The sequence below is a fragment of the Streptomyces parvus genome (assembly GCF_032121415.1).
Classification (GTDB): domain Bacteria; phylum Actinomycetota; class Actinomycetes; order Streptomycetales; family Streptomycetaceae; genus Streptomyces; species Streptomyces globisporus_A.
In genome coordinates, this window is sequence record NZ_CP135079.1 from 89,130 (window position 1) to 113,172 (window position 24,043).

The 24,043-nt window shown below is 72.7% G+C and carries 29 protein-coding genes; 13 read left to right on the top strand and 16 right to left on the bottom strand.

All coding sequences use genetic code 11. The annotated features are described in order from the left end of the window. Positions 1–62: 62 nt before the first annotated feature. Positions 63–266 (bottom strand): hypothetical protein, encoded by a 204-nt coding sequence (locus tag RNL97_RS01325; protein ID WP_030587566.1) that lies wholly within the window; start codon positions 264–266, stop codon positions 63–65. 2 nt (positions 267–268) lie between these two features. Beyond that, positions 269–988, bottom strand: a complete 720-nt coding sequence (locus RNL97_RS01330; protein WP_030587570.1) for an alpha/beta fold hydrolase — start codon at positions 986–988, stop codon at positions 269–271. A gap of 164 nt (positions 989–1,152) precedes the next feature. On the opposite strand from RNL97_RS01330, the gene RNL97_RS01335 reads away from it, so the two are divergent. From RNL97_RS01335 to RNL97_RS01350, 4 genes are all read left to right on the top strand, one after another. Next, entirely contained in the window at positions 1,153–2,127 is a 975-nt protein-coding gene (locus RNL97_RS01335; RefSeq protein ID WP_030587572.1) for an LLM class flavin-dependent oxidoreductase, read from the top strand. 175 nt (positions 2,128–2,302) lie between these two features. Beyond that, entirely contained in the window at positions 2,303–4,336 is a 2,034-nt protein-coding gene (locus RNL97_RS01340) for an ATP-binding protein (protein WP_030587576.1), read from the top strand. 85 nt (positions 4,337–4,421) lie between these two features. Then, on the top strand, positions 4,422–4,925 hold the full coding sequence (locus tag RNL97_RS01345) for a GNAT family N-acetyltransferase (RefSeq protein ID WP_030587579.1): 504 nt from the start codon (positions 4,422–4,424) through the stop codon (positions 4,923–4,925). Positions 4,926–5,232: 307 nt separating this feature from the next. Further along, positions 5,233–6,375: a serine hydrolase domain-containing protein gene (locus RNL97_RS01350; RefSeq protein ID WP_313751598.1), complete on the top strand. Its 1,143-nt coding sequence runs from the start codon at positions 5,233–5,235 to the stop codon at positions 6,373–6,375. A gap of 63 nt (positions 6,376–6,438) precedes the next feature. On the opposite strand, the gene RNL97_RS01355 is transcribed toward RNL97_RS01350, so the two are convergent. Beyond that, positions 6,439–7,233, bottom strand: coding sequence for a PepSY domain-containing protein (locus tag RNL97_RS01355; protein ID WP_030587585.1), 795 nt, complete (start codon positions 7,231–7,233; stop codon positions 6,439–6,441). Between the two features lie 199 nt (positions 7,234–7,432). Between RNL97_RS01355 and RNL97_RS01360 the strand changes: the two genes are divergently transcribed. The 6 genes from RNL97_RS01360 (at position 7,433) to RNL97_RS01385 (ending at position 12,514) form a co-directional block, all read left to right on the top strand. Continuing rightward, entirely contained in the window at positions 7,433–7,681 is a 249-nt protein-coding gene (locus RNL97_RS01360) for a DUF6296 family protein (RefSeq protein ID WP_030587588.1), read from the top strand. Between the two features lie 188 nt (positions 7,682–7,869). Next, on the top strand, positions 7,870–8,631 hold the full coding sequence (locus RNL97_RS01365; RefSeq protein WP_030587592.1) for a DeoR/GlpR family DNA-binding transcription regulator: 762 nt from the start codon (positions 7,870–7,872) through the stop codon (positions 8,629–8,631). Beyond that, positions 8,628–9,575, top strand: a complete 948-nt coding sequence (pfkB, locus tag RNL97_RS01370; protein WP_030587594.1) for a 1-phosphofructokinase — start codon at positions 8,628–8,630, stop codon at positions 9,573–9,575. The genes RNL97_RS01365 and pfkB overlap by 4 nt, the downstream gene beginning before the upstream one ends. 121 nt (positions 9,576–9,696) lie before the next feature. After that, positions 9,697–11,727: a PTS fructose transporter subunit IIABC gene (locus RNL97_RS01375; protein WP_030587597.1), complete on the top strand. Its 2,031-nt coding sequence runs from the start codon at positions 9,697–9,699 to the stop codon at positions 11,725–11,727. A 50-nt stretch (positions 11,728–11,777) separates the two neighbouring features. Further along, positions 11,778–12,050, top strand: coding sequence for an HPr family phosphocarrier protein (locus tag RNL97_RS01380; RefSeq protein ID WP_030587599.1), 273 nt, complete (start codon positions 11,778–11,780; stop codon positions 12,048–12,050). A gap of 29 nt (positions 12,051–12,079) precedes the next feature. Next, on the top strand, positions 12,080–12,514 hold the full coding sequence (locus RNL97_RS01385) for a protein-tyrosine phosphatase family protein (RefSeq protein ID WP_030587601.1): 435 nt from the start codon (positions 12,080–12,082) through the stop codon (positions 12,512–12,514). Between the two features lie 3 nt (positions 12,515–12,517). Here RNL97_RS01385 and lepB read toward each other — a convergent pair whose 3' ends face one another. From lepB to RNL97_RS01430, 9 genes are all read right to left on the bottom strand, one after another. Continuing rightward, on the bottom strand, positions 12,518–13,222 hold the full coding sequence (gene lepB / locus RNL97_RS01390) for a signal peptidase I (protein ID WP_030587603.1): 705 nt from the start codon (positions 13,220–13,222) through the stop codon (positions 12,518–12,520). 95 nt (positions 13,223–13,317) lie between these two features. Then, positions 13,318–13,608, bottom strand: coding sequence for a hypothetical protein (locus RNL97_RS01395; RefSeq protein WP_030587604.1), 291 nt, complete (start codon positions 13,606–13,608; stop codon positions 13,318–13,320). A gap of 110 nt (positions 13,609–13,718) precedes the next feature. Beyond that, the gene (locus RNL97_RS01400) at positions 13,719–14,228 is read right to left on the bottom strand and encodes a mycothiol transferase (RefSeq protein ID WP_030587606.1); all 510 of its coding nucleotides are present in this window, start codon (positions 14,226–14,228) and stop codon (positions 13,719–13,721) included. Between the two features lie 178 nt (positions 14,229–14,406). Continuing rightward, positions 14,407–14,640, bottom strand: a complete 234-nt coding sequence (locus RNL97_RS01405) for a hypothetical protein (RefSeq protein WP_030587608.1) — start codon at positions 14,638–14,640, stop codon at positions 14,407–14,409. A gap of 6 nt (positions 14,641–14,646) precedes the next feature. Continuing rightward, a complete protein-coding gene (locus RNL97_RS01410; protein WP_030587610.1) occupies positions 14,647–15,321 on the bottom strand; it encodes a TNT domain-containing protein in 675 nt (224 codons plus the stop codon). A gap of 185 nt (positions 15,322–15,506) precedes the next feature. Beyond that, on the bottom strand, positions 15,507–16,022 hold the full coding sequence (locus RNL97_RS01415; protein ID WP_030587615.1) for a lytic polysaccharide monooxygenase auxiliary activity family 9 protein: 516 nt from the start codon (positions 16,020–16,022) through the stop codon (positions 15,507–15,509). Positions 16,023–16,296: 274 nt separating this feature from the next. Next, positions 16,297–17,001 (bottom strand): DUF4230 domain-containing protein, encoded by a 705-nt coding sequence (locus RNL97_RS01420; protein ID WP_030587619.1) that lies wholly within the window; start codon positions 16,999–17,001, stop codon positions 16,297–16,299. Between the two features lie 141 nt (positions 17,002–17,142). Further along, on the bottom strand, positions 17,143–18,243 hold the full coding sequence (locus tag RNL97_RS01425; protein ID WP_243312981.1) for a winged helix DNA-binding domain-containing protein: 1,101 nt from the start codon (positions 18,241–18,243) through the stop codon (positions 17,143–17,145). 82 nt (positions 18,244–18,325) lie between these two features. Next, on the bottom strand, positions 18,326–18,895 hold the full coding sequence (locus tag RNL97_RS01430) for a DinB family protein (protein WP_243312983.1): 570 nt from the start codon (positions 18,893–18,895) through the stop codon (positions 18,326–18,328). Between the two features lie 99 nt (positions 18,896–18,994). Between RNL97_RS01430 and RNL97_RS01435 the strand changes: the two genes are divergently transcribed. Then, complete coding sequence (locus tag RNL97_RS01435) at positions 18,995–20,011, top strand: helix-turn-helix transcriptional regulator (protein WP_313750277.1); 1,017 nt, start codon at positions 18,995–18,997, stop codon at positions 20,009–20,011. Here RNL97_RS01435 and RNL97_RS01440 read toward each other — a convergent pair. After that, complete coding sequence (locus tag RNL97_RS01440; RefSeq protein ID WP_313750278.1) at positions 20,008–20,796, bottom strand: DUF4389 domain-containing protein; 789 nt, start codon at positions 20,794–20,796, stop codon at positions 20,008–20,010. The genes RNL97_RS01435 and RNL97_RS01440 overlap by 4 nt on opposite strands. A gap of 112 nt (positions 20,797–20,908) precedes the next feature. Then, complete coding sequence (locus tag RNL97_RS01445; RefSeq protein WP_234313453.1) at positions 20,909–21,577, bottom strand: VanZ family protein; 669 nt, start codon at positions 21,575–21,577, stop codon at positions 20,909–20,911. Between the two features lie 98 nt (positions 21,578–21,675). Here RNL97_RS01445 and RNL97_RS01450 point away from each other — a divergent pair, with 98 nt between their 5' ends. Together RNL97_RS01450 and RNL97_RS01455 are read left to right on the top strand one after the other, a co-directional pair. Further along, entirely contained in the window at positions 21,676–22,176 is a 501-nt protein-coding gene (locus tag RNL97_RS01450; RefSeq protein WP_030587637.1) for a tetratricopeptide repeat protein, read from the top strand. 175 nt (positions 22,177–22,351) lie between these two features. Continuing rightward, a complete protein-coding gene (locus RNL97_RS01455) occupies positions 22,352–23,011 on the top strand; it encodes a DUF1275 family protein (protein WP_030587640.1) in 660 nt (219 codons plus the stop codon). 224 nt (positions 23,012–23,235) lie between these two features. On the opposite strand, the gene RNL97_RS01460 is transcribed toward RNL97_RS01455, so the two are convergent. Further along, a complete protein-coding gene (locus RNL97_RS01460) occupies positions 23,236–23,496 on the bottom strand; it encodes a type B 50S ribosomal protein L31 (RefSeq protein WP_243312986.1) in 261 nt (86 codons plus the stop codon). Between the two features lie 64 nt (positions 23,497–23,560). Then, positions 23,561–23,725, bottom strand: coding sequence for a 50S ribosomal protein L33 (gene rpmG / locus RNL97_RS01465; protein ID WP_030587646.1), 165 nt, complete (start codon positions 23,723–23,725; stop codon positions 23,561–23,563). Positions 23,726–24,043: the final 318 nt, after the last annotated feature.

Below are 24,043 nucleotides of genomic sequence, written 5' to 3' on the forward strand. Positions count from 1 at the left end.
GGTGTCGGCGGCCGTCGGAGCGCCGGTGGCGGGGTTCAGGTGCGGCGGCGCGCCGTGCGGGCTCAGGTGCGGCGGCGCCGGGCCTCGGGCAGGGGGCGGTGGCCTTCGGTCCACTCGTTGACCCAGCCGCAGCCCGAGCAGGCGTACCTCCCGTCGAGGCCCGCGATCAGGGTGCCGCACCGCGCGCAACCGATGTAAGTGATCTCCGGATGCTCCGTGGCCGCTGCTTCCGGTGCACGCCGCTCCGGGTGGGACGAGGTCGTCATGGTCACGCTTCCGATCCCGCCGGGTCCGGCCCCGCCGCGTCGAGCAGGATCCGGGCGAGCTCGCGCGGCTGCGAGAACATCGGCCAGTGGCCGGTGTTCATCGTGACCAGCCGCCAGCGCTCGCTCGTCAGCAGCTCGGCCACCTCGGGGCTCGGCTCGGGCCAGTCGAGCAGACACTTGACGTATGTCGCGGGCAGCAGCCCCAACGGACCCGCCAGGACCGCGGGATCGGTGAGCGTGGCGCCGGGGTGGGGTGTCGCGCCGCCGATGAACCGGGCGATGTGCTCGTCGGTGAGTCCCTGGTCCACGCAGTCGGCGGCGGTCGGCGACGGCCAGAAGCCCTCGTTGGCGGCGATGGCGGCCTCCACACCGGCCCGGCCGTCCGGCCAGCCGGAGACGAACGACTCGCCGTCGACCGGGACGTTGGAGTCGACGAAGACCACGCGGGCGAGCCGGTCGCCGATCCGCTCGGCCGCCTGCCCGACCGGGATCCCCGCGTAGCTGTGCCCGACGAGCACCACATCGCGCAGGCCGAGGCGCTCGACCTCGTCGACGATGTCCTGGACGTGCGTCTGCAGCCCTGCCACCGGCCCCTGCTTGTCGGCGAGCCCCGACAGCGTCAGCGGGTGGACCCCGCTACCGGCCGCGCGCAGGTCGGGCTCCACGTCGCGCCACGCCCACGAACCGAGCCAGGCCCCTGCCACGAGTACGAATTGCGTCATGCCAGCAACGTAGCGCAGGGGTAGGACAACGCCCCTCCGTCGCCGTCCCCCGCCCCCGCAGGCCCTCGGTGCCTCGCTGTCTGCTTGTCTGTCTCCCCAGGCTGGGACGCAGTGGCGGGCGAAGTGCTCGCCGCCGCCCGGCCGCCGACCGAAGGAGAGCACCTGTGCGTTCCCCCGCCGCCGATCGGACCGTGAGCGTCCTGCTGCCGCGCGACCTGCCCGCCGACCGCGTCCTGCCGTACGCGCGACGGGCCGAGGAGCTGGGGTTCGACGCCGTCTGGGTGGTCGAGGACCTCGGCTTCCGCGGCGGCATCGCCCAGGCGGCCGCCGTGCTGGCGTCCACCGACCGGATCCGGGTCGGCATCGGACTGCTGCCCGCCGGGGCCCGCAACGTGGCGTTCGCCGCGCTGGAGATCGCCTCGCTGGCGCAGCTCTTCCCCGGCCGGATCGACGTAACCGTGGGGCACGGCATGCCCCAATGGATGCGCAGCGTCGGTCAGTGGCCCCACAGCCCGCTCACCTTCCTTCGCGAGTACATCGACGCCCTGCGGGCCCTGCTCCGCGGCGAACCGGTGCAGCTTCGCGGGGAGTACGTGCACCTCGACGGCGTACAGCTCGACCGCAGTGCGCTGCCCGACGCCGTGCCCGACATCCTGGCGGGCGTACGCGGCCCCAAGTCCCTGGCGCTCTCCGGCGACGTGGCGGACGGGACCGTCCTCGCGGAGCCGGTCGCCCCCGAGTACGTGCGGACGGCGCTCGGGCAGATCGCCGCCCAACGCCCCCACCGGCTCGTCGCGTACAACATCGCGTCCGTCGGCGCCGATCCGTCCGCCGCGCTGGCCGCCGCCCGCCCGGGCCTGGAGTGGATCGGCGAGCCCGACTGGCACGCGCACATCGTGCCGCTCCCGTTCGCCGACGAACTGGTCGCGCTGCGGGCCGGGTGCGCGAGCCGCGAGGAGTTCGCGGCGCGCATGCCCGACGGCTGGGTCGCCCGGCTCGCCGTGGCCGGGACGCCGGCGGAGGCCCGGGCCCGTCTCGACGGGCTGCGGGCGGCGGGCGTCACCGACAACGTCCTCGCTCCGGTCGGCCCTGATCCCCTGGGAGCCCTCGATCCACTGGCGGCCGTTCTCGACACCTGAGCACCGCCACCGTGCCCGAGGCACCGCCACGACGCCTCAGGCACCGCCACGACCACCGCCCCGCCGTTCGACCGATGCCGCTTGCCGATCGAAAGAGATGCATTGTCGGCCGTTTCTGACTGCTTTTCGCTATGAACGGAGGCGGTAGGCCGTGGCGAGGCAGGATGTCCCCGTGATGGGCAACCTTCCCGTCGTGACGACCAGTTTCGTGGGCCGCACCAGCGAACTGGTCAGCGTCGAACGGGCACTTCGAGATCATCGGCTGGTCACGCTCACCGGCAGCGGCGGGGTCGGCAAGAGCCGGCTGGCCCTGCGCACCGCCGAGCGTGCCCGGGGCCGGTACGCCGACGGCGTCTGGTGGGCCGACCTGTCCCATCTCCACGACGACCAGCTGCTGGCCACGACGGTCTCCGACGGCGTCGGGCTCCTGGACCACAGTCCGCGTCGGCCGGTGGCCGCGCTCGGTGAATGGCTGTCCGGAAAGAGCTTGCTCCTCGTCCTCGACTGCTGCGAGCGGATCGTCGGCCCCTGTGGCCGGCTCGTCACCGAACTGCTCTCCGCGGCCCCGGGGCTGACGGTCCTGGCCACCAGCCGGGAGCCGCTGGGTTCGGCGGGCGAGAGATGCGTCGAGGTGCCCCCGCTCTCCGCGGGCGACGGCGGCGACGAGGCCGTCCGGCTCTTCCACGAGCGCGCGGCCGCCGTCGCTCCGGGCCTCTCGTTCGACGATCCCGCGAGCGCGGCCGCCGTCGCCGAGATCTGCCGCCGCCTCGACGGCATACCCCTCGCCGTCGAACTGGCCTGTGCCCAGCTCCGCGAGAGCAGCGCGCAGGAGATCACCGGGCGGCTGGCATCCCGGACGGAGGACCTCACCGACGACTCCGTCTGGCCGCGCCGCCACCGGGCCCTGCGCACCACCATCGGCTGGAGCCACGAGCTCTGCGCCCCGTTGGAGCGGCTGCTGTGGGCACGGCTCTCCGTCTTCCGAGGCGTCATCACGACGCCGGACGCGGAGGCGGTGTGCGCGGGCGGGCCGCTGGACGCGGAGGCCGTCGCCCCCGCCCTGGAACGCCTGGCCGACCAGTCCGTGCTCCGGCGGACCGGGGACGGCTACCGGATGCTGGACACGCTGCGCGAGTACGGGGCGATGTGGCTGGCCGAGCTGGCGGAGGACGCGCTCCTCACCGACCGCCACGCCCGGCACTTCGCCCATGTCGCCGTCCAGGCGTACACGGGGTGGCTCGGACCGTCGCAGGTCCTCTGGTACCACCGGATCGCCGAAACCCACGCGGACCTGTGCGCGGCCCTGGACCATCTGCTGGCCGAGGACCCGGAGATGGCGATGGAGATGGCCGGGTGCGCCGGTCTCTTCTGGAGCTGCTGCGGCCATCTGCACCAGGCCCGTACGTACTTGGAACGGGTGCTCGCCCTGCCGCTCTCGGCCGGTCCGCACCGCACCCGGGCGCTCTGGGCCCTGGGGATCACGCTGACGCTCCAGGGCGACCACGAGGCGGCCCGCCGCACCGGCGAGGAGTGCGAGCAGGCGGCCCGCCGCGAAGAGGCCCCGGAGTCGGTGCTCCTCGCGGCCCACTCCGTGAGCTTCACATATCTGATGATGGGCCGGCCGCTCACGGCGTACTCCGTCAGCGACCGGGCGCTGGTGGACCACCCCGGGGACCCGGCCGCCACCCCCTCGCAGCTCCGCTGCCGGGTGATACGGCTGTTCGCCCTGTCGGCGCTCGGCCGCCTCGACGAGGCGTACGAGGAGGCCATGCGGCTCCAGCGGACCAGTCTGCGGTTCGGGGAGCACTGGGCACGGGCCTACGCCGACCATCAACTCGCCCTCATCCACCTGCTCCAGGGCCGTCCCCGTCATGCGGAGAGCCACGCGCGCGCGATGCTCGCGAGCAAGCACGAACTCCACGACAGCCTCGGCATAGCGCTCGGCCTCGATCTGCTCGCCGGGGCCATCGCCGCCCAGGGGAACGGGGTGGCCGCTGCCCAGGCGTCCGGTACGGGGCACGCCTACTGGCGCATGATCGGCCACCCGCACCGGGGCACTCCGGAGCTCGGGGCGATCCGCGAGCAGTGGGAGCTGAGAGCCCGGCAGGCCGCCGGCGACTCGGCGTACGAGCGGGCCTACCGGCGCGCCTCGGCCGACGACGCCGAACGCGGCCTGGCCCTCGCGCTGGAGCGCGGGAACCCCGGCTAGGGGGTGTCCGACCGTTTCCGTCCGCCAGGAGCCGGGCCGTGAATCGAGGAGGCACCCACGGGGAGCGTGGGCTTAGCATCCGGGTATGACGTCGATCAGCCGACTCCGCCCCGACCATGCCGAGGCTCTGCTCGCCTTCGAGCGGGAGAACCGGACCTACTTCGCCGCGTCCATCACCGACCGGGGCGACGCCTATTTCGCGGAGTTCACCGAACGCCATCGCGTCCTGCTCGCCGAGCAGGACGCGGGGCTGCACCACCTCCACCTCATCGAGGACGGCGACGGCGGCGTCCTCGGCCGGATCAACCTCGTCGAGGTGCGGAACTCTTCGGCCGAGCTGGGCTACCGGATAGCGGAGAAGGCCGCGGGCCAGGGGCTGGCCACCTGGGCGGTCCAGCAGGTCTGTTTGCTGGCGGTGGAGGAGTACGGCCTCACCTCGCTGCGCGCCGAGACGACGCTGGACAACACGGGCTCCCGCGCGGTGCTGGCGCGTACGGGGTTCGAGCCGCTGGAGGACGTCATGTTCGGCGACCGCCCCGGGCGGCGGTACGTCCTGGATCTGAGCGGGGGCGCTCCCCCGGCCCACTGACCGCCGCGCCGGAGAGAGCGGCGGCGAGAGGCGGGGGAAGAGCGGGCGGCGCCGGGCGTGGGGCCTGACGCCGGGTGTGTGGCAGCGGTCGCCCGGATGGTCCACCTCGGGGGCAAGCACCGTCCGGCCGCCCGATGCTGGGGCTCGCGGGTGCGGCCCGTACATCTGCGCCCCGCCCTTCGCCCACCGCCTTCAGGAGGCCCCCGTGCCCGCACGTTCCCAACCGGACGCCCCGCTCCCCCGCCCTCGGCCCCGGCGGCGGAGAGCCGTCGTCGCCGCCCTTGCCGCCGCATCGCTCGCCGGGCTGATGAGCGGCACGGCCCACGCGGGCGGTGACAGGGGCCCGGACGGGGGCGGCGGCCCGCACGGGCCGGCCGACCCCGCGTTGCGGCGCGGGCTCCAGGCGCTCGTGGACACCCCGGGCGGGCCGCCCGGCGCCATCGCCGTCCTCACGGCCGACGGCCGGAGCGAGGTGTACCGGGCGGGTACGTCGCAGCTCGGCACCGGGCGTCCGCCCCGGACGACCGACCACATGCGGATCGCGAGCACGGCGAAAGCCTTCAGCGGCTCGGTCGCCCTGCAGCTGACCGAACGGGGCGCGCTCGGTCTCGGCGACACCATCGGCCGGCGGCTGCCCCGGCTGCCCGCCGCCTGGCACCGGGTGACACTCCGCCAGCTCCTCAACCACACCAGCGGGCTCCCCGACTACACCGAGGCCCCGACGTTCATCGCCGAGCTGACGGCCGATCCCCGCAGGCACTTCGACTCCCGCCGGCTGCTCGACTACGTCGCCGGGGACCCGCTGCGGTTCCGGCCCGGATCCGCGTACCGCTACTCCAACTCCGACAACATCGCCGTCGCGCTGATGGCCGAGGCGGTGACGGGCCGGCGGTACGAGAAGCTCCTCGCCGAGCTCGTGTACCGGCCACTCGGCCTGCGCGACACCAGCCTCCCGCAGGGTTACCGGCTCCCCGAGCCCTACCTGCACGGATACGCGGTGGACCCGCCGAACGCGCCGGAGGACGTCAGCACGGTGCTCGGCGCGTCGGGCGTGTGGGCTTCGGGCGGCATCGTCTCCACACCCCGGGACCTGGGGGCCTTCATCCGTGGCTACGCCGGGGGGCTGGGCGTCGGGCCCGAGGTCCGACGGCAGCAGCTGTCCTTCGTCGCGGGCAGCTCCGAACCCGCCGGCCCGGGCCGCAACAGGGCTGGTCTCGGCGTCTTCTCCTACACGACGCGCTGCGGCACCGTGTACGGCCACACCGGCAACTTCCCCGGCTACACCCAGCTGGCAGCGGCGACCAAGGACGGCAAGCGCTCCCTGACCGTCTCCCTCACCTCCCAGGTGAACAGTGCGACGAACCCGCGGTTGCTGGCCACCCTCCGGGGGCTCCAGGAGGACTTCGTCTGCCGGCTGCTCGACCGCCGGAAGCCGGGCGGCGCGTACTAGGTCCGGACAGAAGAAGGGGTACGCCGGGTGTCCGGCGTACCCCTTGGCGGGTCGGGCGGGTGGTCAGTCCTTGTCGGTCTCCTCGCGGACGATGGTGTCGTTCTTGGCGTCCACGTCGAAGGTCGTCTTCTTCCAGTCGGAACCGACCACGTCGACCTGCCAGATGACGCCGTTGCCGTCGTTGTCCTCGAGGCTGACGGAGGTGACCGTCCCCTTCTTCTTGTCGGTGGCGACCTTGGCCGCCTGCTGCGGGGTCTGGGTGGCCTGGGCGAGCTGGTCGGCCGTCTGCTTCTTGTCGTCCGCGTCCTGGTCCGCGTCGACACGGGCCTCGATCACCTTGCCGTCGACCGCGTTGATCCGGACGGTGTGGATCGTGCCGTCCTTCTCCGCGACCTCCGCGGCCCAGACGGGGCCGTCGGCGCCCGGGCTGGCGCTCGGGCTGGCGCTTCCGCTGGGGCTCGGGCTGCCGCTGCCGCTGGGGCTCGGCGAGCCGGTCGGGCTGCCGGTCGCGGTCGGGCTGGGGCTCTGATTGTCTTCGTCGTCCACGCCCTCCAGGTCCAGATCGACGAGCTTGCCGCCCGCGACCTCGCCGGTGGCGGTGGTGGCCGCGTCGTCGAAGGTGACCTTCGTGGCGTCGAGCACCTTCTTGCGTTCCTGCTGGTCCTCGGTCAGCTTGGCGGTGGCCGACGGCGTCGTCGTCTGCTTCTGCGGGACGACCTTGGCCGCCTCGGAGGTGGCCGCGCCGGTCGCGCTGTCCGAGTTCTGGCCGCATCCGGTCATCAGGAGGGCCGTGGCCGCTGCCAGGGAGAGGGCGCCGACCGCCTTGAGAGTGCGGGAACGGGAGGAGGCACTGTTCATTCGTCGAGGCTCAAGTCTCATGCACGCATGCCTAGCCGTTCAGGCCTTCCGTCATGTTGTCCTACCGGGTGGAGTCACCCGATCGACCGGGCGGCTCCGCCCGTTGGCCGTCGCTCCCCGGGCGGGGCGCGCCGGGGTGCGACACAATGGCGGCAGGGCCGTATTCTCCGCGCACGGCCGGGAGGCCGTCATGAATCAGATGGTGCACACCGAGCGTTACGAGCTGATCTTCCAGATGTCCGGCGCCGCGGACGACGTGGTCTCCGTCCGGCTGACCGACCGGCTGGGGGCCGGCGGATTCCCGGTGTACGAGGACGAGACGGGCATCATCCGCGCCGAGATCAGCGACCGGGGTGAGGTCCGCATGCTCGCCAGCGGCGGCCACCAGGTCCCCGGCGCTCCCCTGCTGGCCCGTCCCCTGAGCGAGGACGCGCCCGGCACCCGCTGACCGGATCCGCCGGGCGGGGCACACCGGTGCACGGTGTGCCCCGCCCGCTCGTGTGCCCGGACGCACGGTAGGACCACGCCGCATCCGTTCATGCCCACACGTCGCCCGAATGTGTTTACATTCCTGCCCCCCGGACGTAACCTGAGCGCGAAACCACAGACTCGGGCATGAAACGGAAACGAAACCACATGTACGCACCGGAGCGTCAGCAGGAGATCCTCCGCCTCGCCCAGGAGAGCGGCCGGGTGGACGTGCTGTCCCTGGCCGAGGAGTTCCAGGTGACGGCCGAGACCGTGCGGCGGGACCTCAAGGCCCTGGACCGGGCGGGGCTGCTGCGCCGGGTGCACGGTGGTGCGATTCCGGTGGGGCGGCTGGACTTCGAGCCCGACCTCGCCGAGCGCGACGCGCTGTCCGCCGACGAGAAGGACCGTATCGCGCAGGCCGCCCTCGCCGAACTGCCCGTCGACGGCAATGTGATCGTCGACGCCGGGACCACCACCGCGCGGCTCGCCGCCGCCGTACCGGTCGACGCGGCGCTGACCGTCGTGACGCACGCCCTGCCGGTGGCCGCCCGGCTCGCCGACCACCCGGGCATCGCGCTGCATCTGGTGGGCGGCCGGGTCCGGCACCGTACACGCGCGGCGGTCGACGCCTGGGCGCTGGGTTCGTACGCCGAGATCAACGCCGACGTGGTCTTCCTCGCCACCAACGGCTTCTGTCCCGACCGCGGTCTGACCACGCCCGACCTCGCCGAGGCCGCGGTCAAGCGGGCCGTGATCAAGGCGGCCCGCCGGGTCGTCCTGCTCGCCGACTCCGGCAAGTTCGGGCAGGAGCACTTCGCCCGCTTCGGCGACCTCACCGATGTGGACCTGCTCATCACCGACACGGGCCTCAGCCCCGACGACGCCCGCTCCATCGAGAGCCGGGGCACGGAAGTAGTACGCGCATGATCCTCACCGTCACCCCCAACCCCAGCCTCGACCGGACCTACGAGCTGCCCGGCCTGACGCGCGGCACCGTCCTGCGCGCCACGGCGGACCGCGTCGATCCGGGCGGCAAGGGCGTCAACGTCTCCCGCGCGGTCGCGGCGGCCGGGCACCGCACCGTCGCCGTCGCCCCGATGGGCGGCCCGGAGGGCGCCCTGCTCACCCGGCTCCTCGGCGATCTGGGCATCGAGGCGGCCGGGGTGCCGATCGCCGGGAACACCCGGATCAACGTCACCCTCGTCGAACCCGACGGCACCCTCACCAAGGTCAACGCGGCGGGCCCCGAACTGAGCCCGGCCGAGGCCGAGGACGTCCTCGAAGCGGTACGGGTCCGGTCCTCCGCCGCCGACTGGATCGCCTGCTGCGGTAGCCTGCCGCGCGGACTGCCTCCGCGCTGGTATGCGGAGCTCGTCGAGCGGAGCCACCGCGCCGGTGCCCGGATCGCGCTGGACACCTCGGGTGCGGCTCTCACCGCCGCGCTCGCCGAAGAGCCCGACGTGATCAAGCCCAACGCCCAGGAGCTGGCCGAGGCCGTGGGCCGTCCGCTGGCCACGGTGGGCGACGCGCTGAAGGCCGCGGAGGAGCTGCGCGAGCGCGGCGCCCGGTCGGTGCTGGCGAGTCTGGGCGCGGACGGACAGCTGCTGGTCGAGGCGTCGGGCGCCTACTTCGCGACCGCCCCGGTGGCCACCGTACGCAGCAATGTCGGCGCCGGGGACGCCTCGCTGGCCGGCTTCCTCGCCGCAGGCGGGCGGGGCCCGCGAGCGCTCGCCTCGGCCGTCGCCCACGGGGCCGCGGCCGTGCAGTTGGCCGGAAGCCTCATGCCCACCCCGGCCCACCTCGATCTGCCGTCGGTCCTGACGACCTCCGACGTACCGCTGGACCGGGCACTGGGCGAGCCGGCCCCATGACCCCCGTACCACCGCCACCCCCACGATCCCCGCACCTCCCGTACGGACCCCACCCGTACGCGAGCTCCGCCCCGTCCCCCCGAGCCGCCGCCCCGGCGGTCCCCGAGCAAGGAGCACCGCGATGAGTGAGCTGATCACCGCGGAACTGGTCGACCTCGATCTGTCCGCCGCAACGAAGGACGCCGCAGCGACGTCGCTCGCCGAGCGGATGGTGGCCGCGCACCGCGTCACCGATCTCGACGGCTTTCTGGCCGACGTCGCCGCCCGTGAGGCACAGATGCCGACCGGCCTCGACGGCGGCATCGGCATCCCGCACTGCCGCAGCGAACATGTGAACGCCCCGACGCTGGCCTTCGGGCGCAGCGCGGCGGGCATCGATTTCGGTGCGGCCGACGGCCCCGCCGACCTGATCTTCCTCATCGCCGCCCCCGCCGGGGCCGACGACGATCACCTGACCATCCTGTCGGGGCTGGCCCGCCGGCTGATGGACCCGGAGTTCACCGCCGCGCTGCGCGCCGGAACAGACCCGGCGGCGGTGGCCGCGCTGGTCCGGGGCGAGGAGGCGACGGAGGAGCCCGCCGCCGAGGACGAGCGGGCAAAGCAGCCGCAGGACACGGAACCCGAGGCCGAGGCCGCCGAAGGGGCCGGGAGCGCACCCTTCCGGATCGTCGCCGTCACCTCCTGCCCCACCGGCATCGCCCACACCTACATGGCGGCGGAGTCCCTGGCCGCGGCGGGCCGCGCCGAGGGCGTCGAGGTGACGGTGGAGACCCAGGGTTCGGCCGGTTTCAAGAAGCTGGACCCCGGCGTCATCGCGGCGGCGGACGCCGTGATCTGGGCGCATGACGTGGAGGTCCGGGAGAAGGCCCGCTTCCGCGGCAAGCCCCTGGTCGACGTCGGGGTGAAGGCCGGCATCAACCGCCCCGCCGAGCTGATCGCCGAGGCCCGCCGCAAGGCGGAACACGGAGAGGTCGCCGCCGTGTCCGAGGCCGACGGCGGAAGGGACTCCGGCGGCGAGGACGGATCGGGCGCGGACCACGCGCACTTCGGCGTCCGGCTCCGTACGTATCTGATGTCCGGTGTGAGCTACATGGTTCCGTTCGTCGCGGCGGGAGGTCTGCTGATCGCCCTGTCCTTCGCCATCGGCGGCTATGAGATAGCGAGCGCCAAGTCGGTGGCCGACCACTTCGTGTGGGGTGAGGCGGACAGCTGGGCCGCGCTGCTCAACCAGATCGGTTCGGCGGCCTTCGCGTTCCTGGTTCCGGTGCTGGCCGGGTACATCGCGTACGGGATGGCGGACCGGCCCGCCCTGGTGCCCGGCTTCGTCGGCGGGTCCATCGCCCTGACGGTGAACGCCGGGTTCCTCGGCGGTCTGGTCGCCGGCCTGCTGGCCGGTGCGGTGGTGATGGCGATCCAACGGGTGCCGGTCCATGCGACGTTGCGCGGCATCATGCCGGTGCTGGTGATCCCGTTGATCGCGTCGGCGGTCGTGGGCTTCCTGATGTTCATCGTGGTCGGCAAGCCCATCGCCTCGCTGCAGAACGCGCTGACGGACTGGCTGAACGGCCTGTCGGGCTCCAACGCGGTGATCCTCGGCGTCGTCCTCGGCCTGATGATGTGCTTCGACATGGGCGGTCCGCTGAACAAGGTGGCGTACGCCTTCGCGGTCGGCGGTCTCGCCGATCCGACCGACGGCAGCCTGAAGGTGATGGCCGCGGTCATGGCGGCCGGGATGGTCCCGCCGCTGGCGATGGCGCTCGCCACCACCGTACGCAAGAAGCTGTTCACGAAGACCGAACGGGAGAACGGCCGCGCGGCCTGGGTCCTGGGGGCCTCGTTCATCACCGAGGGCGCGATCCCGTTCGCCGCCGCCGATCCGCTGCGGGTCATCCCGTCGGTGATGGCGGGCGGCGCGGTCACCGGCGCGCTGTCGATGGCCTTCGGCGCGACGCTGCGCGCTCCGCACGGCGGCGTCTTCGTCGTCCCGCTGATCGGCGAGCCGTTCCTCTACCTGCTCGCCATCGCCGCCGGAACGCTGGTGGCGACCGCGCTCGTCGTCCTGCTCAAGGGCGCACGCAGGGCGGCTCCGGACGCGGCCGGGGAGGCGGGGGCCGCGGGCTCCGACGGCTCCCGGGTCACGGTCGCCGCCTGACCACCTCACCACCCCGCACGACACCACCATCCCTCACCCAGGAGTGATCCATGCACCAGCAGACCGTCGTCATAGGTTCCCGCAGCGGGCTGCACGCCCGTCCGGCGTCGCTGTTCGTCAAGGCCGCCGCCCGCCAGCCGGTCAAGGTGACCATCGCCCGTGAGGGCCGCGACCCGGTCGACGCCCGCAGCATGCTCGCGGTACTGGCACTGGCGGCGCCGTACGGGGAGCCCGTGGTCCTCAGCGCCGAGGGCGACGGGGCGCGGGCGGCGGTCGAGGAGCTGGCGGAGTTGCTGGCTCAGGATCTCGACACCGCCGCCTGACCGGCAGGACACCCCGTAGGTTGGGGGGCGTGACCGAACACTGGAACGCCGCCGACCCCGCCGTCCTCGCCCTGCCCTCGGGGCGGCTGGTCCGGGGCCGCGGTCTGCGCAGGCCGCTCCCCCCGGGCCCCGGACCGGACTTCGCCGTCCACCTCCTGGGCCGCACCCCGCCCCCGGTCCGCTGGGAGTCGCGCTGGCTGCGGTGGCCGGACTTCCTCCTCCCGGCGGACCGGGAGGAGGCGCGGGTCGTCCTTCGGGAGGTGTGGGAGCGGTCGGCGGACGAGCGGGTCGAGGTGGCCTGCGGCGGCGGGATGGGCCGGACCGGGACGGCGCTGGCCGTCCTGGCCGTCCTGGACGGGGTGCCCGCCGAGGAGGCGGTGGCGTTCGTCCGCGCCGGCTACCACCCGCGGGCGGTGGAAACGCCCTGGCAGCGCCGGTACGTACGGAACTTCGCACGGCGCTGAGTATCAGGGCCTGTCGGGCACGTTCTTGAAGGTGTCGGGTACCGGCAGGGTGGCCCAGCGGCCGATCGGCCAGGCGACGACGACGGCGCGGCCGACGACCTCGTCGACCGGGACCATCCCCTCGTCGGGGTCGTCCTGGTGGTAGCGGGAGTCGGCGGATTCCTGGCGGTGGTCCCCCATGACCCAGACCTTGCCGTCGGGCACGGTGACCTTGAACCGGCCACCGTCCTCGTCGTTGCTGCAAGGGGTGTTGCCGGGGAAGACGTACGGCTCGTCCAGGGCGGTGCCGTTGACCTTCACCGGCCCGTCGCCCGCGCACTCCACGGTGTCGCCGCCGACGCCGATGACCCGCTTGATGAGGTCCTTCTCCTCGGCGGAGGGCATCACACCGATGAAGCTCAGCGCCTTCTGCACGGTGTTGGGCTCGTCCACGGGCATGCCCGCGAGCCAGTCGGCCGGGTCGTGGAAGACGATCACCTCACCGCGTTCCGGTTCGGATCCGAACCAGGGCGTCAGCTTGTCGACCAGAACCCGGTCCCCCCGCTGGAGGGTGTTCTGCATCGAGTCCGAGGGGATGGAGAAGGCCTGCACGAGGAACGTCTTGATGAGCAGGGCCAGCACCAGGGCCATACCGATCAGGAGCGGCAGCTCCACCCAGAACGGGCGCTTCTTCCGGGTCCTCGACCGCCGCGCTCCCGCCCGCCCCATGGCACCGCTCCTCGCCCCGTGAACCGCCTGTGCCCGTCCCTCGGGGGACGGGTCCGGTGATCCACTCTATGGGGCGCGGGGCGCGAGGGGTCACACTACGCGGGTTCCGCTCCGACCGGCGGGACCCTCGCGCCCTCTCCGGCGCGCACGGCTTCGACGACGCTCTGGTGAAAGGTGCGGCTCTCCTCCTCGGAGGGGCAGGGCACGGGGCTGCCCACGAGGGTGAACCAGTCGGAGGAGCCGCTGTACTGCACGGCCACCGCCGCCTGTCCGTCGAACCACGTCGTATGCACGGTGAGGTCGCCGCTGAGGATGCCCGCTTCTTCGGTGCGCACTCCGCCGGTGCCCGTGTAGACCCCGCTGGTCGTCCAGGATGCCCAGCCCATGATGGTCACCTTTCGGACGATGACTGCTTGTCCGGCCGATTTCCTTCGAGTATGGCACCGCCGGTGGGACCGTGCACGGGTCTGTGCGGTCCGCTCCCCAGTCCCCGGTCTCAGGCTCTCTGCAGCGCTCCGCGGACGAACGCGGCCTGACCCGCGTGCTGGAGATCCTCGGCGACGACGCTGATCAGCCGGACACCCAGAGTCACCGGGGGCGACCAGCCCTCGTCGACGATCCGGTCGAGTGCGTGGCCCTCCAATCCCGCGACGAAGTCGAGCGTCCGCTCCTGTACGGCGTCGAAGTAGCCGAGGAGGGGGTCGGCGGAGTCCACGCGGACGGCGGCGACCTCGTCACTGCTGTGCCCGTAGCCGGTGTCCGTCCGGTCGAGGGGGAGCGCGAAGCGGTCGGCCCAGCCGCCGGTGAGCCAGATCTGTGCCGTGCCGGAGGCGTCGGCGATGTGGTCGTCCTGGACGCGGGTGAGATGCCAGACGAGCCAGGTGATGGAGTTGGCGTCCTCGTCGAGCCGGGCGTTGAGGTCGTCGGCCGGCAGTCCCTCGACCGCCGCGTGGACGGCCTCCCCGACCCGGTCGAACGCTTCGGCCAGCATGCCTGCGGTGTTCATCCGCCCACTTTCGCTCACGGGGCCTCGGGGGCCCGGGGTGCGACACACCGCCGCACGATTCGGGTCATGGTGCGGAGCAGCGCGCAGGATGTCGATCAGGTCGCCTTCGATCTTGTTCGTGGCCTTCTGCGAGCGACGGCGGCCCCCGGCGCGCCCTGCTGACGGGCGCGAGGAGGGTTCAGACGAGCAGGCTCAGCAGGTGGGCGCAGGCGGTGGCCTCGTCCGGGTGGCGGGCGATGACCTCGTACGTTCCGCGCTCGAACGCCCCGGTCTCCCAGCCGCCGTCCCCGCCCCGCCGGACGAAGAGGAAGTCCGGCGGGGTGGGGACGGGCTCATGGACGCCCTCGATGCGGTAGTAGCCGCCGGGGATCCGTGCCTCGACGAGTGCGGCGTGCAGGGCCCGGCGGTCCATACCGGGTTACGCGCCCGCGGGCGTCAGGTAGGCGTTGTCCAGCAGCCACTTCACATTGAGCCGCTGGCCCTCGCCCGGGTCGAGGAAGACGCCGTCGAGCTTGATCTGCTGCCCGCCGCCCGGCTGCTCGAACCACGGGGCGATGGAACCCTGCCAGACCCAGAAGGGCTTGGCGACCTTGTAGACGCGGTAGTCGCACGGGGTGTCCGCGTCACGGGTGTTGAGGTTCTGCGGGGGCAGGGCGCGCTCGGCGTAGGCGTCGCCGGCGGGGGCCAGGTAGCCGCCGTACTCCGAGCCGAAGCGGTCCAGGCGCTGACCGGTGCGCAGCTTGACGGGCTCCTTGTCGATCTCGCCGTTCACCTCGGCGAAGCCGTCGTTGGGCGGGTACTTCCAGCTGCCGGTGTCCGCGGGCCCTTCCCAGTACTTCTTCAGGAAGTCCTTCGGGGTGAGGTCTCCGGTGCGCTGGTAGCCGTTCAGGAGCGGGCCGACCGGGGCGAGCCGCTTGCTCGGCAGCCACTTGGGGCCGAGGCGGGCGTCGCCGCGGAACTCTCCGGTGCACGGTTCGTGGCGTTCGGCGGCGGGAGCGGGCCGGTCGGGCCCGGGCGCGGCGCTCGCCGCCGGTGCGGTGATCAGTCCGGCGGTGATGCCGAGCGCGGCGAGTGCGGTACGCATACGGTTCATTCAGGAGTCCCCTTGAGCACTGATGATCCATCAGGACGGCTGACGTAGGGTAACCGCTCCGCTACTTGGAGGTTTCGCGCCATGCCGCTTTCCGGCCAGGCGAAACAGCACCGCGCCCCGGTCGCGACGGTGCGCGTCCGGGGCGTGGCGGCCGGCCGGGGGTGCGCCCCCGGCCGGTGCGGCTGCTAGCCGACGTTGACGTCGATGCAGGCGTAGAAGGCGTTCACGGTGTCCGCGATGTTCCAGACGGCCAGGACCTTCTGCCGACCGGTCTTGTTGCCGAAGTCGACCTGGTGGGTCACGGTCGCGCCGGGCTGCGCGCCGCCGTCGTCGAACTCGGCGATCTTCTCGCCGCCCACGAAGTACTGCCAAGTGCTGGTCGAGTGGCGTGCGGTGAGCTTCCACTCGAATTGCTGGGAACGGTTCACCGGAGTGACGGCCCAGCCCTTGGAGTCGTCGTCCAGTTCGGCGAAGCCGCTGTTGCCGCCGCTGCAGCTGGTGAGCCCCTTGGGGCCCTCGACGCTCTGCGGTTCGTACGTGATCGCGCCGCAGCTGACGGTTCCGGCTGCGCACTGGGCCTGACGGCTCGGCGGGTTGGAGATGTAGCCGTGGGCACTGGCGGAGCCAGCCGGGAGGCTCAGGGCGAGGATCGGGGCGAGCACGGCGCCGACGGCGAGTGCGGTCTTCCTTTTCGCGTGCATGCTTCTCCTTCACATGAGACCGCACCGCGCGGTGGCGGACCGTGGGGGGCCCGGCTTCGGCGGCGAGGCCTCGCGAGTGTGGGGCCAAGAGGCGCGAAGGGCTGCAAGTCCTTGGCCGGACAAGCCTGATGAGAGGTGACCGGAAAGGCCTTGCGCTTGGACTAGACCATACCGACCGACGCGTGCACGTCAAGGGTGGCGCCCGGCGGGGCGCCGCCCCGCGAAGCCGCGCGGAGGGCCGCGCGCAGTGCGAGCGGCCGCCCGGGTGACGCGATCACCGCTGGTCGTCGCCGAAGCGGACCGTGACCCGCTCGAAGCCGAGGGAACCGAGAAGGCCCTTCAGCATGTCGGCGGTGTTCTTCTCCGCCCGGGCGGTCAGTTCGCTCTCCTTCGCCGCTTCCGAGATGTGCTGAGCGGCGAGCTTGTTGACCGCCTGCTCACTGCCGGGGTTGTCCGAGAAGAGGTCGCCCAGCCGGTCGAGGAGACCGCGCTGCTTGGACACCGCGTAGGAGCGGTCCGGGTCGAGGGCGGGTTCACCCAACACGGCGCGGGGCAGCCGTAGTTCGGCCGTGGTGCGGTCCTCGTTGACCACGACGCCGCCTTCGCTGACCTTGCCCAGGTCGACGGAGGCGTCGACCGTGCCGGCCCCGACGAACAAGGTGCGGGTGCCGCGCAGCGCGTCGGGGACGTACTTCGTGTCCTTCTCCAGGTCGACGACGACCTGGAAGTTGCCCGAGGCGGCCTCGTACGAGCTCATGTCCTGGATGGACTTGAGCACGGCGGGACCCGACCGGTCGTGGGTCTCCTCGCCGAAGAAGTCGTCGAGTCCCGGCAACAGGCTGAGCCGGCTGCCGGCGAACAGCAGGGCCAGCACGACCGCGCCTGCGCCGAGGACCTTCAGCCATCCCCGCGAGGGGCGCGCCGTGCGCTTTCCGTCGCCGTGCGGCGCGGGCTCTGTGGTTACGTCGCTGGACGTCATGGTGTGCGTGTGACCGCATCCGGTGCTTTCAGTCCGCCTGCCGCCGCCGCACGCCCAAACTCCCCTGAAAAATGGGCCTGTTCCGGTACGGGCGGGCAGACACCCGGACTCCCCCGGCCCGGGGCGAGGGCCCGGGGCCGCTCAGCGCGGTGAGGCCGCCATCCGTACGCGGTCGCTCTCCCCGTCGGAGAGGAACGTGGCGAGTTCTCTCCCCTCGTCGACGACGGCGGCCCGATCGGCGCGGGAAAGGGTGCGCAGGGGGTCCACCGTGACGACGTCCTCGGTGACGGTCCAGGTCGCGGCGGTGCGGCCGTCCACCAGCACGACGCGCTCACCGGCCACCGAGAGGCCGCGGTGGGCGTCGTCGATGATCCGGCCGCGGTCCTGGTAGCCGAGGATGGCGTTGTCGAAGGCGGGCAGGAACCGCACCGGGGCGGGAGTGTCCGGGTCCGGGCGTGGCGCGTCGGGCAGGTCGAGCAGTTCCCGCCCCCGCTCGTCGCGGAAGCGGACCAGTTCGTCGCGTACGGCGGTCACCGCGCCGGGCAGCCCGGCCAGGCCGGACCAGGCGCGCAGGTCGGCCGTGGCGGCCGGCCCGTACGCGGCCAGATAGCGCCTGACCAGCGCCTGTCCGACCGGGTCGGCGCCGTCCGAGGCGGGCGGATCGACCGGGCGGCCCAGCCAGGAGGACAACGCGACATTGCGTACCCCGCCCTTGGTGCGCCACAGCCCCCGGGGCGGCGCCTGCGCCACCGGGACGAGACCGGCGACCACCATCTCGCCCAGGGGGCGCCGGCCGGGCCCGGGCCAGCGCTCGGCGAGCGCCCGCACGATCTCGGCCGCGGTGCGGGGCTCGCCGTCGGACATCAGCTCCCGCGCATCCGCGGCGAGTTCGTCGAGGTCGACCCCTTTGAGCTCGTCGCGGTAGACGCCGAGGACCCGTTGGCGCAGCATCGCGTCGTGGCGGGCCCGCCAGGCGAGGACGTCGTCGGCGGTGACGAGGTGGACCGTGCGGCGCATCAGGTGGGTGCGCACCACGCTCCGCCGGGTCAGCAGGTCCGAGAGAACGGCCGGATCGAAGGCGGTCAGCCGGGACCAGAGGCCGATGAACGGCTCCTGCGGTTCCTGCGCCTGGAGACCGCAGAGGTGGGCCACCGCGCCCACGACCGGCAGGTCGGCCCGCTCCAGCAGCAACTGGCGTGCGAGGGTGGCGCGGTTGAGCGCCCGCTTGTCCAGGACGGTCACGGTGTCGTCTCTCCCTGTCTGCTGCCCGTCCTCGTCCGCCGGCCGTCGGCGCCTCGCGCGCTCCCGCGCCGCCCTCCGGTGGTCACGTCGCCGTCCGTCCGTCGAGCGTCTCGCGCAGGAGGTCCGCGTGCCCGGCGTGCTGGGACGTCTCGGCGATGACATGGGTCAGCACCCGCCGTACGCTCCACTTGCCGCCGGGTTCGTTCCAGGGCGCCTCGGGGAGCGGGTGCGAGGCCGAGAGGTCGGGGACCGTGAGGACGATCTTCTCGCTCCGGGCGGCGACCTGCTCGTACGCCTGGAGGATCCCCGTCACCGTCTCCCCGGGCAGCATCCGGAACTCCTTCTCCCGGTCGATCGCCCACTTCGGGTACTCCCGTGCCGTGCCGGCCATGAAGTCGTCCCAGGTGACGCCGTCGGGCAGGGCGAAGGACATCGCCGAGGGCCCCTCGGTCACGAAGTTCAGCCAGCCCTCCTCCATGGCCGTGACGTGCTTGACGAGCCCGCCCGGACACAGGGCGCTGACCGTCGGGGTCTGGCCGGCCTGCTCGTCGCTGAGGCCGCGCACCGAGGCGGTCAGGGCGGCTCGCGCCGCGGCGAGGGCGGCGAGCAGGTCGGTGCGCTCGGCGTCGGGAGATGCGGAGGGGGCGTTCATGGCGATCGGGTCCTTCCGGAGTTCCTGTCGTGCGGTACGGATCGACCTTGTCAGGGGAAGCGGCCAGGGTGTGGCCTCTTCTGACCTCATACTCGTGTCATGCCGAAGACTTCAGCACGACTGCTGGCGCTGCTCTCCCTGCTCCAGGCGCGCCGCGACTGGCCGGGGCAGCTGCTGGCCGAGCGGTTGGAGGTCAGCCCGCGCACGGTTCGGCGTGACGTCGACCGGCTGCGGGAGCTGGGCTACCCCATCGCCGCGTTCAAGGGGCCCGACGGCGGATACCGGCTGGACGCGGGCGCCCGGTTGCCGCCGTTGCTGTTCGACGACGAGCAGGCCGTCGCCCTCGCCGTGGCCCTGCGGACCGCCACCGCGACCGGCGCGGGGATCGGGGAGGCCGCGGCCCGCGCGCTCACCACGGTCCGGCAGGTCATGCCCGCCCGGCTGCGCCATCGCGTCGACGCCCTGAACGTCACCGCCGTCGAACGCACGGGAGGCCCGCCGCGGCCCCTGGCCGATCCGCGCGTTCTTCTCGCGCTCAGCGACGCCGTGCGCGCCCAGGAGGTGCTGCGCTTCGGCTACCTGCCCGCGTACACCCCGGCGACCGACGACGTACCGCCCGTCGTGCGGCGGGTGGAGCCGCACCGGCTGGTCACCTGGGGCGGGCGCTGGTATCTCGTCGCCTGGGACCTGAACCGTGCGGACTGGCGGACCTTCCGCGCGGACCGGATCACCCCGCGCACCCCCACGGGCCCGCGCTTCACCGCCCGCGAGGTGCCCGGAGGCGATGTGGCCGCGTTCGTCGCCGCCCGGTTCCAGGGCTTCGACGCCCCCGGCGCGTGGCCCTGCCGCGGCGAGGTGATCCTCGACGCGCCGGCCTCCGCGGTGGCGGGCCACGTCCGCGACGGAATCGTCGAGGGGCACGGCCCCGACCGCTGCCGGGTCGTCCTGGGCGCCTGGTCGTGGGCCGGCCTGGCCGCCGACCTCGGCAGGTTCGACGTGGACATCGAGGTCGTGGGACCCGACGAGCTCAGGGACGCCTTCGCCGATCTGGCCCGCCGCTTCGCCGTCGCGGCGGGCCGGGGGCACCGTGACTCCACGGGGCCCGATGCCCCCTAGCGGCCGACGAGTCGGGTGTCGGTGGTCTCGTCGGTCGTCGTGGCGGTCACGGACGAGGTGATGTGCCCGGCGAGGCCGAGCACCAGGAAGAGCACGACGAGCCACTTGCCGGCGCCGCTCAGGACCAGGGGGCGGGTGGCCGAGCGTGACCGCTCCGGGGCCACGGCGAGGTCGCCGTCGCCGAACAGGCCCTTGGGGTAGGCGGGGGTGAGCATCATGACGTACGCGGAGAAGCGCATCCGGTAGCGCAGAGTGGCCGCCGTCGCCTCGGCCAGCGGCCGGGGCATGCGGCCGAGACAGAGCGTGATCAGCCACCAGACGAAGGCCAGCGCCCACCACCCGTACACGGCGAGGCTCTGGACGATCGCCGCCGGGATCATCAGGAAGAGGCGGAACAGCACCGCGAGCCGGTTGAGCGGGGTGGGCCGTACCCCGATCTGCACCGGGTAGTCGGCCGGCGGGGTGAGGGCGAACGGCGGGTAGCGGTCGATGAGCAGCATGTCGCTCGCCGAGACGCGCATGTCGTAGCCGAGGACACCGGTCAGGAAGCGGAAGACGGGGTCGGGCAGCCGTCCCAGGACCAGGGCCGCGAACCATCCCACGATGACGGTGAAGAACGCCGCGATGTGCAGGAAGAACAGCACGATGAAGTGGGGGATCAGCAGCAGGAGTCGCAGGAGTACGGTCAGCCGCCGCTGGCGTGCCGGTTCGACGATGTCCAGGACGGGCCGGAACTCCTCTGCGTCCGCCTCCTTGCGGCCCGGGCTCCACTGGCCTTCGGCCATGTCGCTCCTCCTCGGCAGGGGATCCGTACGGCTTCCGCACGCAGGACGTGCCCCCACCGTGCGTCCGGTCCGGGCCGCTCGCAAACGGTCCGGCCCGAACGGGTGCCCGGGCTCAGCGCCTGCGGAGGCGGTCGAGCAGGGAGCGGGGGGCCTTGGTGCTGGTGGCCTTCGTGCCGGTGCCCTTCGTATCGGCGGCCGTCCTGCGGGCGGCCTTGGTGCCGGCTGTCTTCCCCAGCGTGCGCTTCGGCTCGGGCGTGGGCTCGGGCTCATCCCGCTGTTCGGCGGGACCGGGTACATCGGCGTACGCGTAATAGCGGTGGCTGATGCGGCGGCCCAGCACGAAGTACCCGAGCAGTGCGCCCGCCGTGTTGAGGATGACGTCGTCGATGTCGAAGGCGCGTCCCTGGACCAGGGCCCCCTGGATCAGCTCGACGACGGCCATGGCGACGGCCGCCAGCAGCGTCGTCCGGATCATCCGCAGGCGGCGTGGCACGAAGAACGGCAGCAGGAGCCCGAACGGCACGCCGAGCAGCAGGTTTCCGCCCGCCTGCTTGCACGCGGCGAGGAAGGTGTAGTCCTCCGCGTACTGGCGCAGCGACCGCCCGGGCTGGAGGTTGGAGGTGACGATGTCCTCGGAGGCCGGCGAGGGAGTGAGCGTCACCTTGGCCAGCAGGACGGAGAACGCCACCAGCCCCACCAGCGCCGCCGCCAGCACCAGCCCGCGTACCAGCACTCGTACCCATGTCGCCCGCCGTACCGGGGGATTCGCCTCAGCTGTCATGGCCGACGGATGCCCCCGCCGGGCCGGAACACACGCCCGGTCGGGCGGTGGAGCGAAATCTCGTCCGAGTGTCCGCGATCGCCTGCGACGATGTGCGCATGAGCGCAGACAAGAAGAAGGACCTGCTGGACGAGGCCGACCGGTTGCGTGAGGAGGGCAGGCACGAGGAGGCACGGAAGCGGCTGCTCGCCCTGACCGCCGCGTACCCGGGCGACGTCGAGGTGGCCTACCGGACGGCATGGATCCACGACGTGCTGGGCCTGGAGTCGGAGGCGGTGCCGTACTACGAGCGTGCTCTGGCCCAGCCGGGGCTCGCCACGGAGGACCGGCGCGGGGCGCTGCTGGGGCTGGGCAGTACGTACCGGGTCCTCGGCCGTTACGGGCAGTCGGTGGAGACGCTGCGCCGGGGCGTCGAGGAGTTCCCCGACGACGGCGCGCTGCGGACGTTCCTGGCGATGGCGCTGTTCAACACCGGCGAGCACGACGAGGCGATGCGGCTGCTGCTGGAGCTGACGGCCTCGACCAGCCAGGACCCGTACGTCCAGAAGTACCGGCGGGCGATCGAGCACTATGCGAAGGATCTCCACGAGATCGTGTGACCCGCGCGGGGCGGTGCCGCGCGGCGCGCCGCGCGGTGGCCGACGCGCCGGTCGGGGAGCGGCGCGTGCCGAGAATGCTCGGGTGTCCTCCGCTCCCCCGGCGCTCCCGCCGTCCCCGCCCTCCGCTTCCGGTGCCTCCCGGGACGGTGACGCACCGTCGCGCGGCGAGGCCGCACTGCTTCTGCTGTCCGCGGCTTCCGGGGCGGCGGATGCGTTCGTCTTCCTGTGCGTGGGACAGGTCTTCGCCGGGGTGATGACCGGAAACCTGGTGCTGCTCGGGGCTTCGGCCGCCGGTGCGGGCGAGGACGGCGTGGCACTGAAGGTCGTCGTCGCTCTGGCGGCGTACTCCTGCGGGGTGGCGGCGGGCGCGCATATGGCCGGGCGGCGGTCTTTCCCGGTCCCGGCGCTGATGGCGGCGGAGGTGGTCCTGCTGGGGGCGGCCGCCGTGCTGTGGGGGCTGGAGCTGGTCACCTCGTACGGGCACCGGCTCGGGCTGCTGGCACTGGTGGCACTGGCGATGGGCGTCCAGGGGCGGGTCCGGGTGACGCCGACCAACTACTTCACGGGGACACTGACCTCGCTCGCCGGTCGCGTGGCCTTGCGCGAGCTGCGGGGCGGGGACGGCTGGGTGCTGGGGCGGCTGGCCGCGGTGGTGGTGGGGGCGGCGGTCGCGGCGCTGGCCGAGCGGTGGTGGATTCCCGGGGCCGCGCTGGCACCGGTGGTGATGGCCGCCGGTGCGCTGATCCTGGAGACGGTCCCGGGGCGGGGCGGCCGGTTCCGGCCGGGCAAGCGGAAGCCCCGGCCGGATCGGGGGAATCCAGCCGGGGCGGCTTGAGTGCGGGCGTGAAGGGCGGTCGCCTCTCGGCGGAGGGCTCCATGGGGCTTCGGCCGTACCGATCGTCCCCATGGGCTACAGGTGAGGCCCGGGGACACTGTCCCCCTCACACCCACGTATAGATGAACGATAAACCATCCCGGGGTGTTCCCGGGGCTCCGCCCCCGCGGATGTGATCCACGGCACGGAATTCCCGGCTCTCCCCCTGGTCAGGCTGCGTTCGGTCAGCTTCCGGATGCCTCGCCGGCGCCGAAGCGGCGGCGGAACTGCTCGACGCGGCCCGCCGTGTCGAGCACCTGGGTGCCGCCGGTGTAGAACGGGTGGCTCGCCGACGAGGTCTCCACGTCGATGACGGGGTAGGTGTTGCCGTCCCGCCACTCCACGCGCTCGCCGGAGTCGGCGGTCGAGTGGATCAGGAAGGCGGCGTCGGCCGCGCGGTCACGGAAGACCACGGGACGGGACACGGGGTGGATTCGGGGCTTCATCGATGCGTTCCTTCCTCACCGCCCACAGCGGTGGCGTACAGGGTGACGTGCCCTTTCCGGACGGTCAGCGGACCTCGCGGAACAGGACGTGCCGACCTACGGCGGAGTCGAACTTGCGCAGCTCCAGCCGGTCGGGATCGTTGCGCCGGTTCTTGCGTGTCACATAGCTGCGACCCGTTCCGGCGGTGGACCGGAGAGTGACGACGGGCCTGGTCTCGTTGCGCGCCATGGACGCCTCCCGGAGATGTCCGACGACCCCAGCCCCCTATCGGGAATGGGATTCGTTTTCGTTCTGGTGAGGTAACGCGGGTCGGGTTCTCGGCATTCCCGGCCCCCGCGCACCCCTCCCGCACCCCCCGCACACTGCCCACGCACGGCCAAGCGGGCAGCCAACTCGCCTTACACGCAAGCCTGTTCGGATATCCACCACTCCGGACAGCCGGTGGCATATGCCAGATGCATCTACGCATCGAGTGTTGCCAAAGCCCTTACGGCCCGCCGCGGCCTGTGCGACAGTCAGTAGCGGTCCACCCTTCAGAACCGGCTA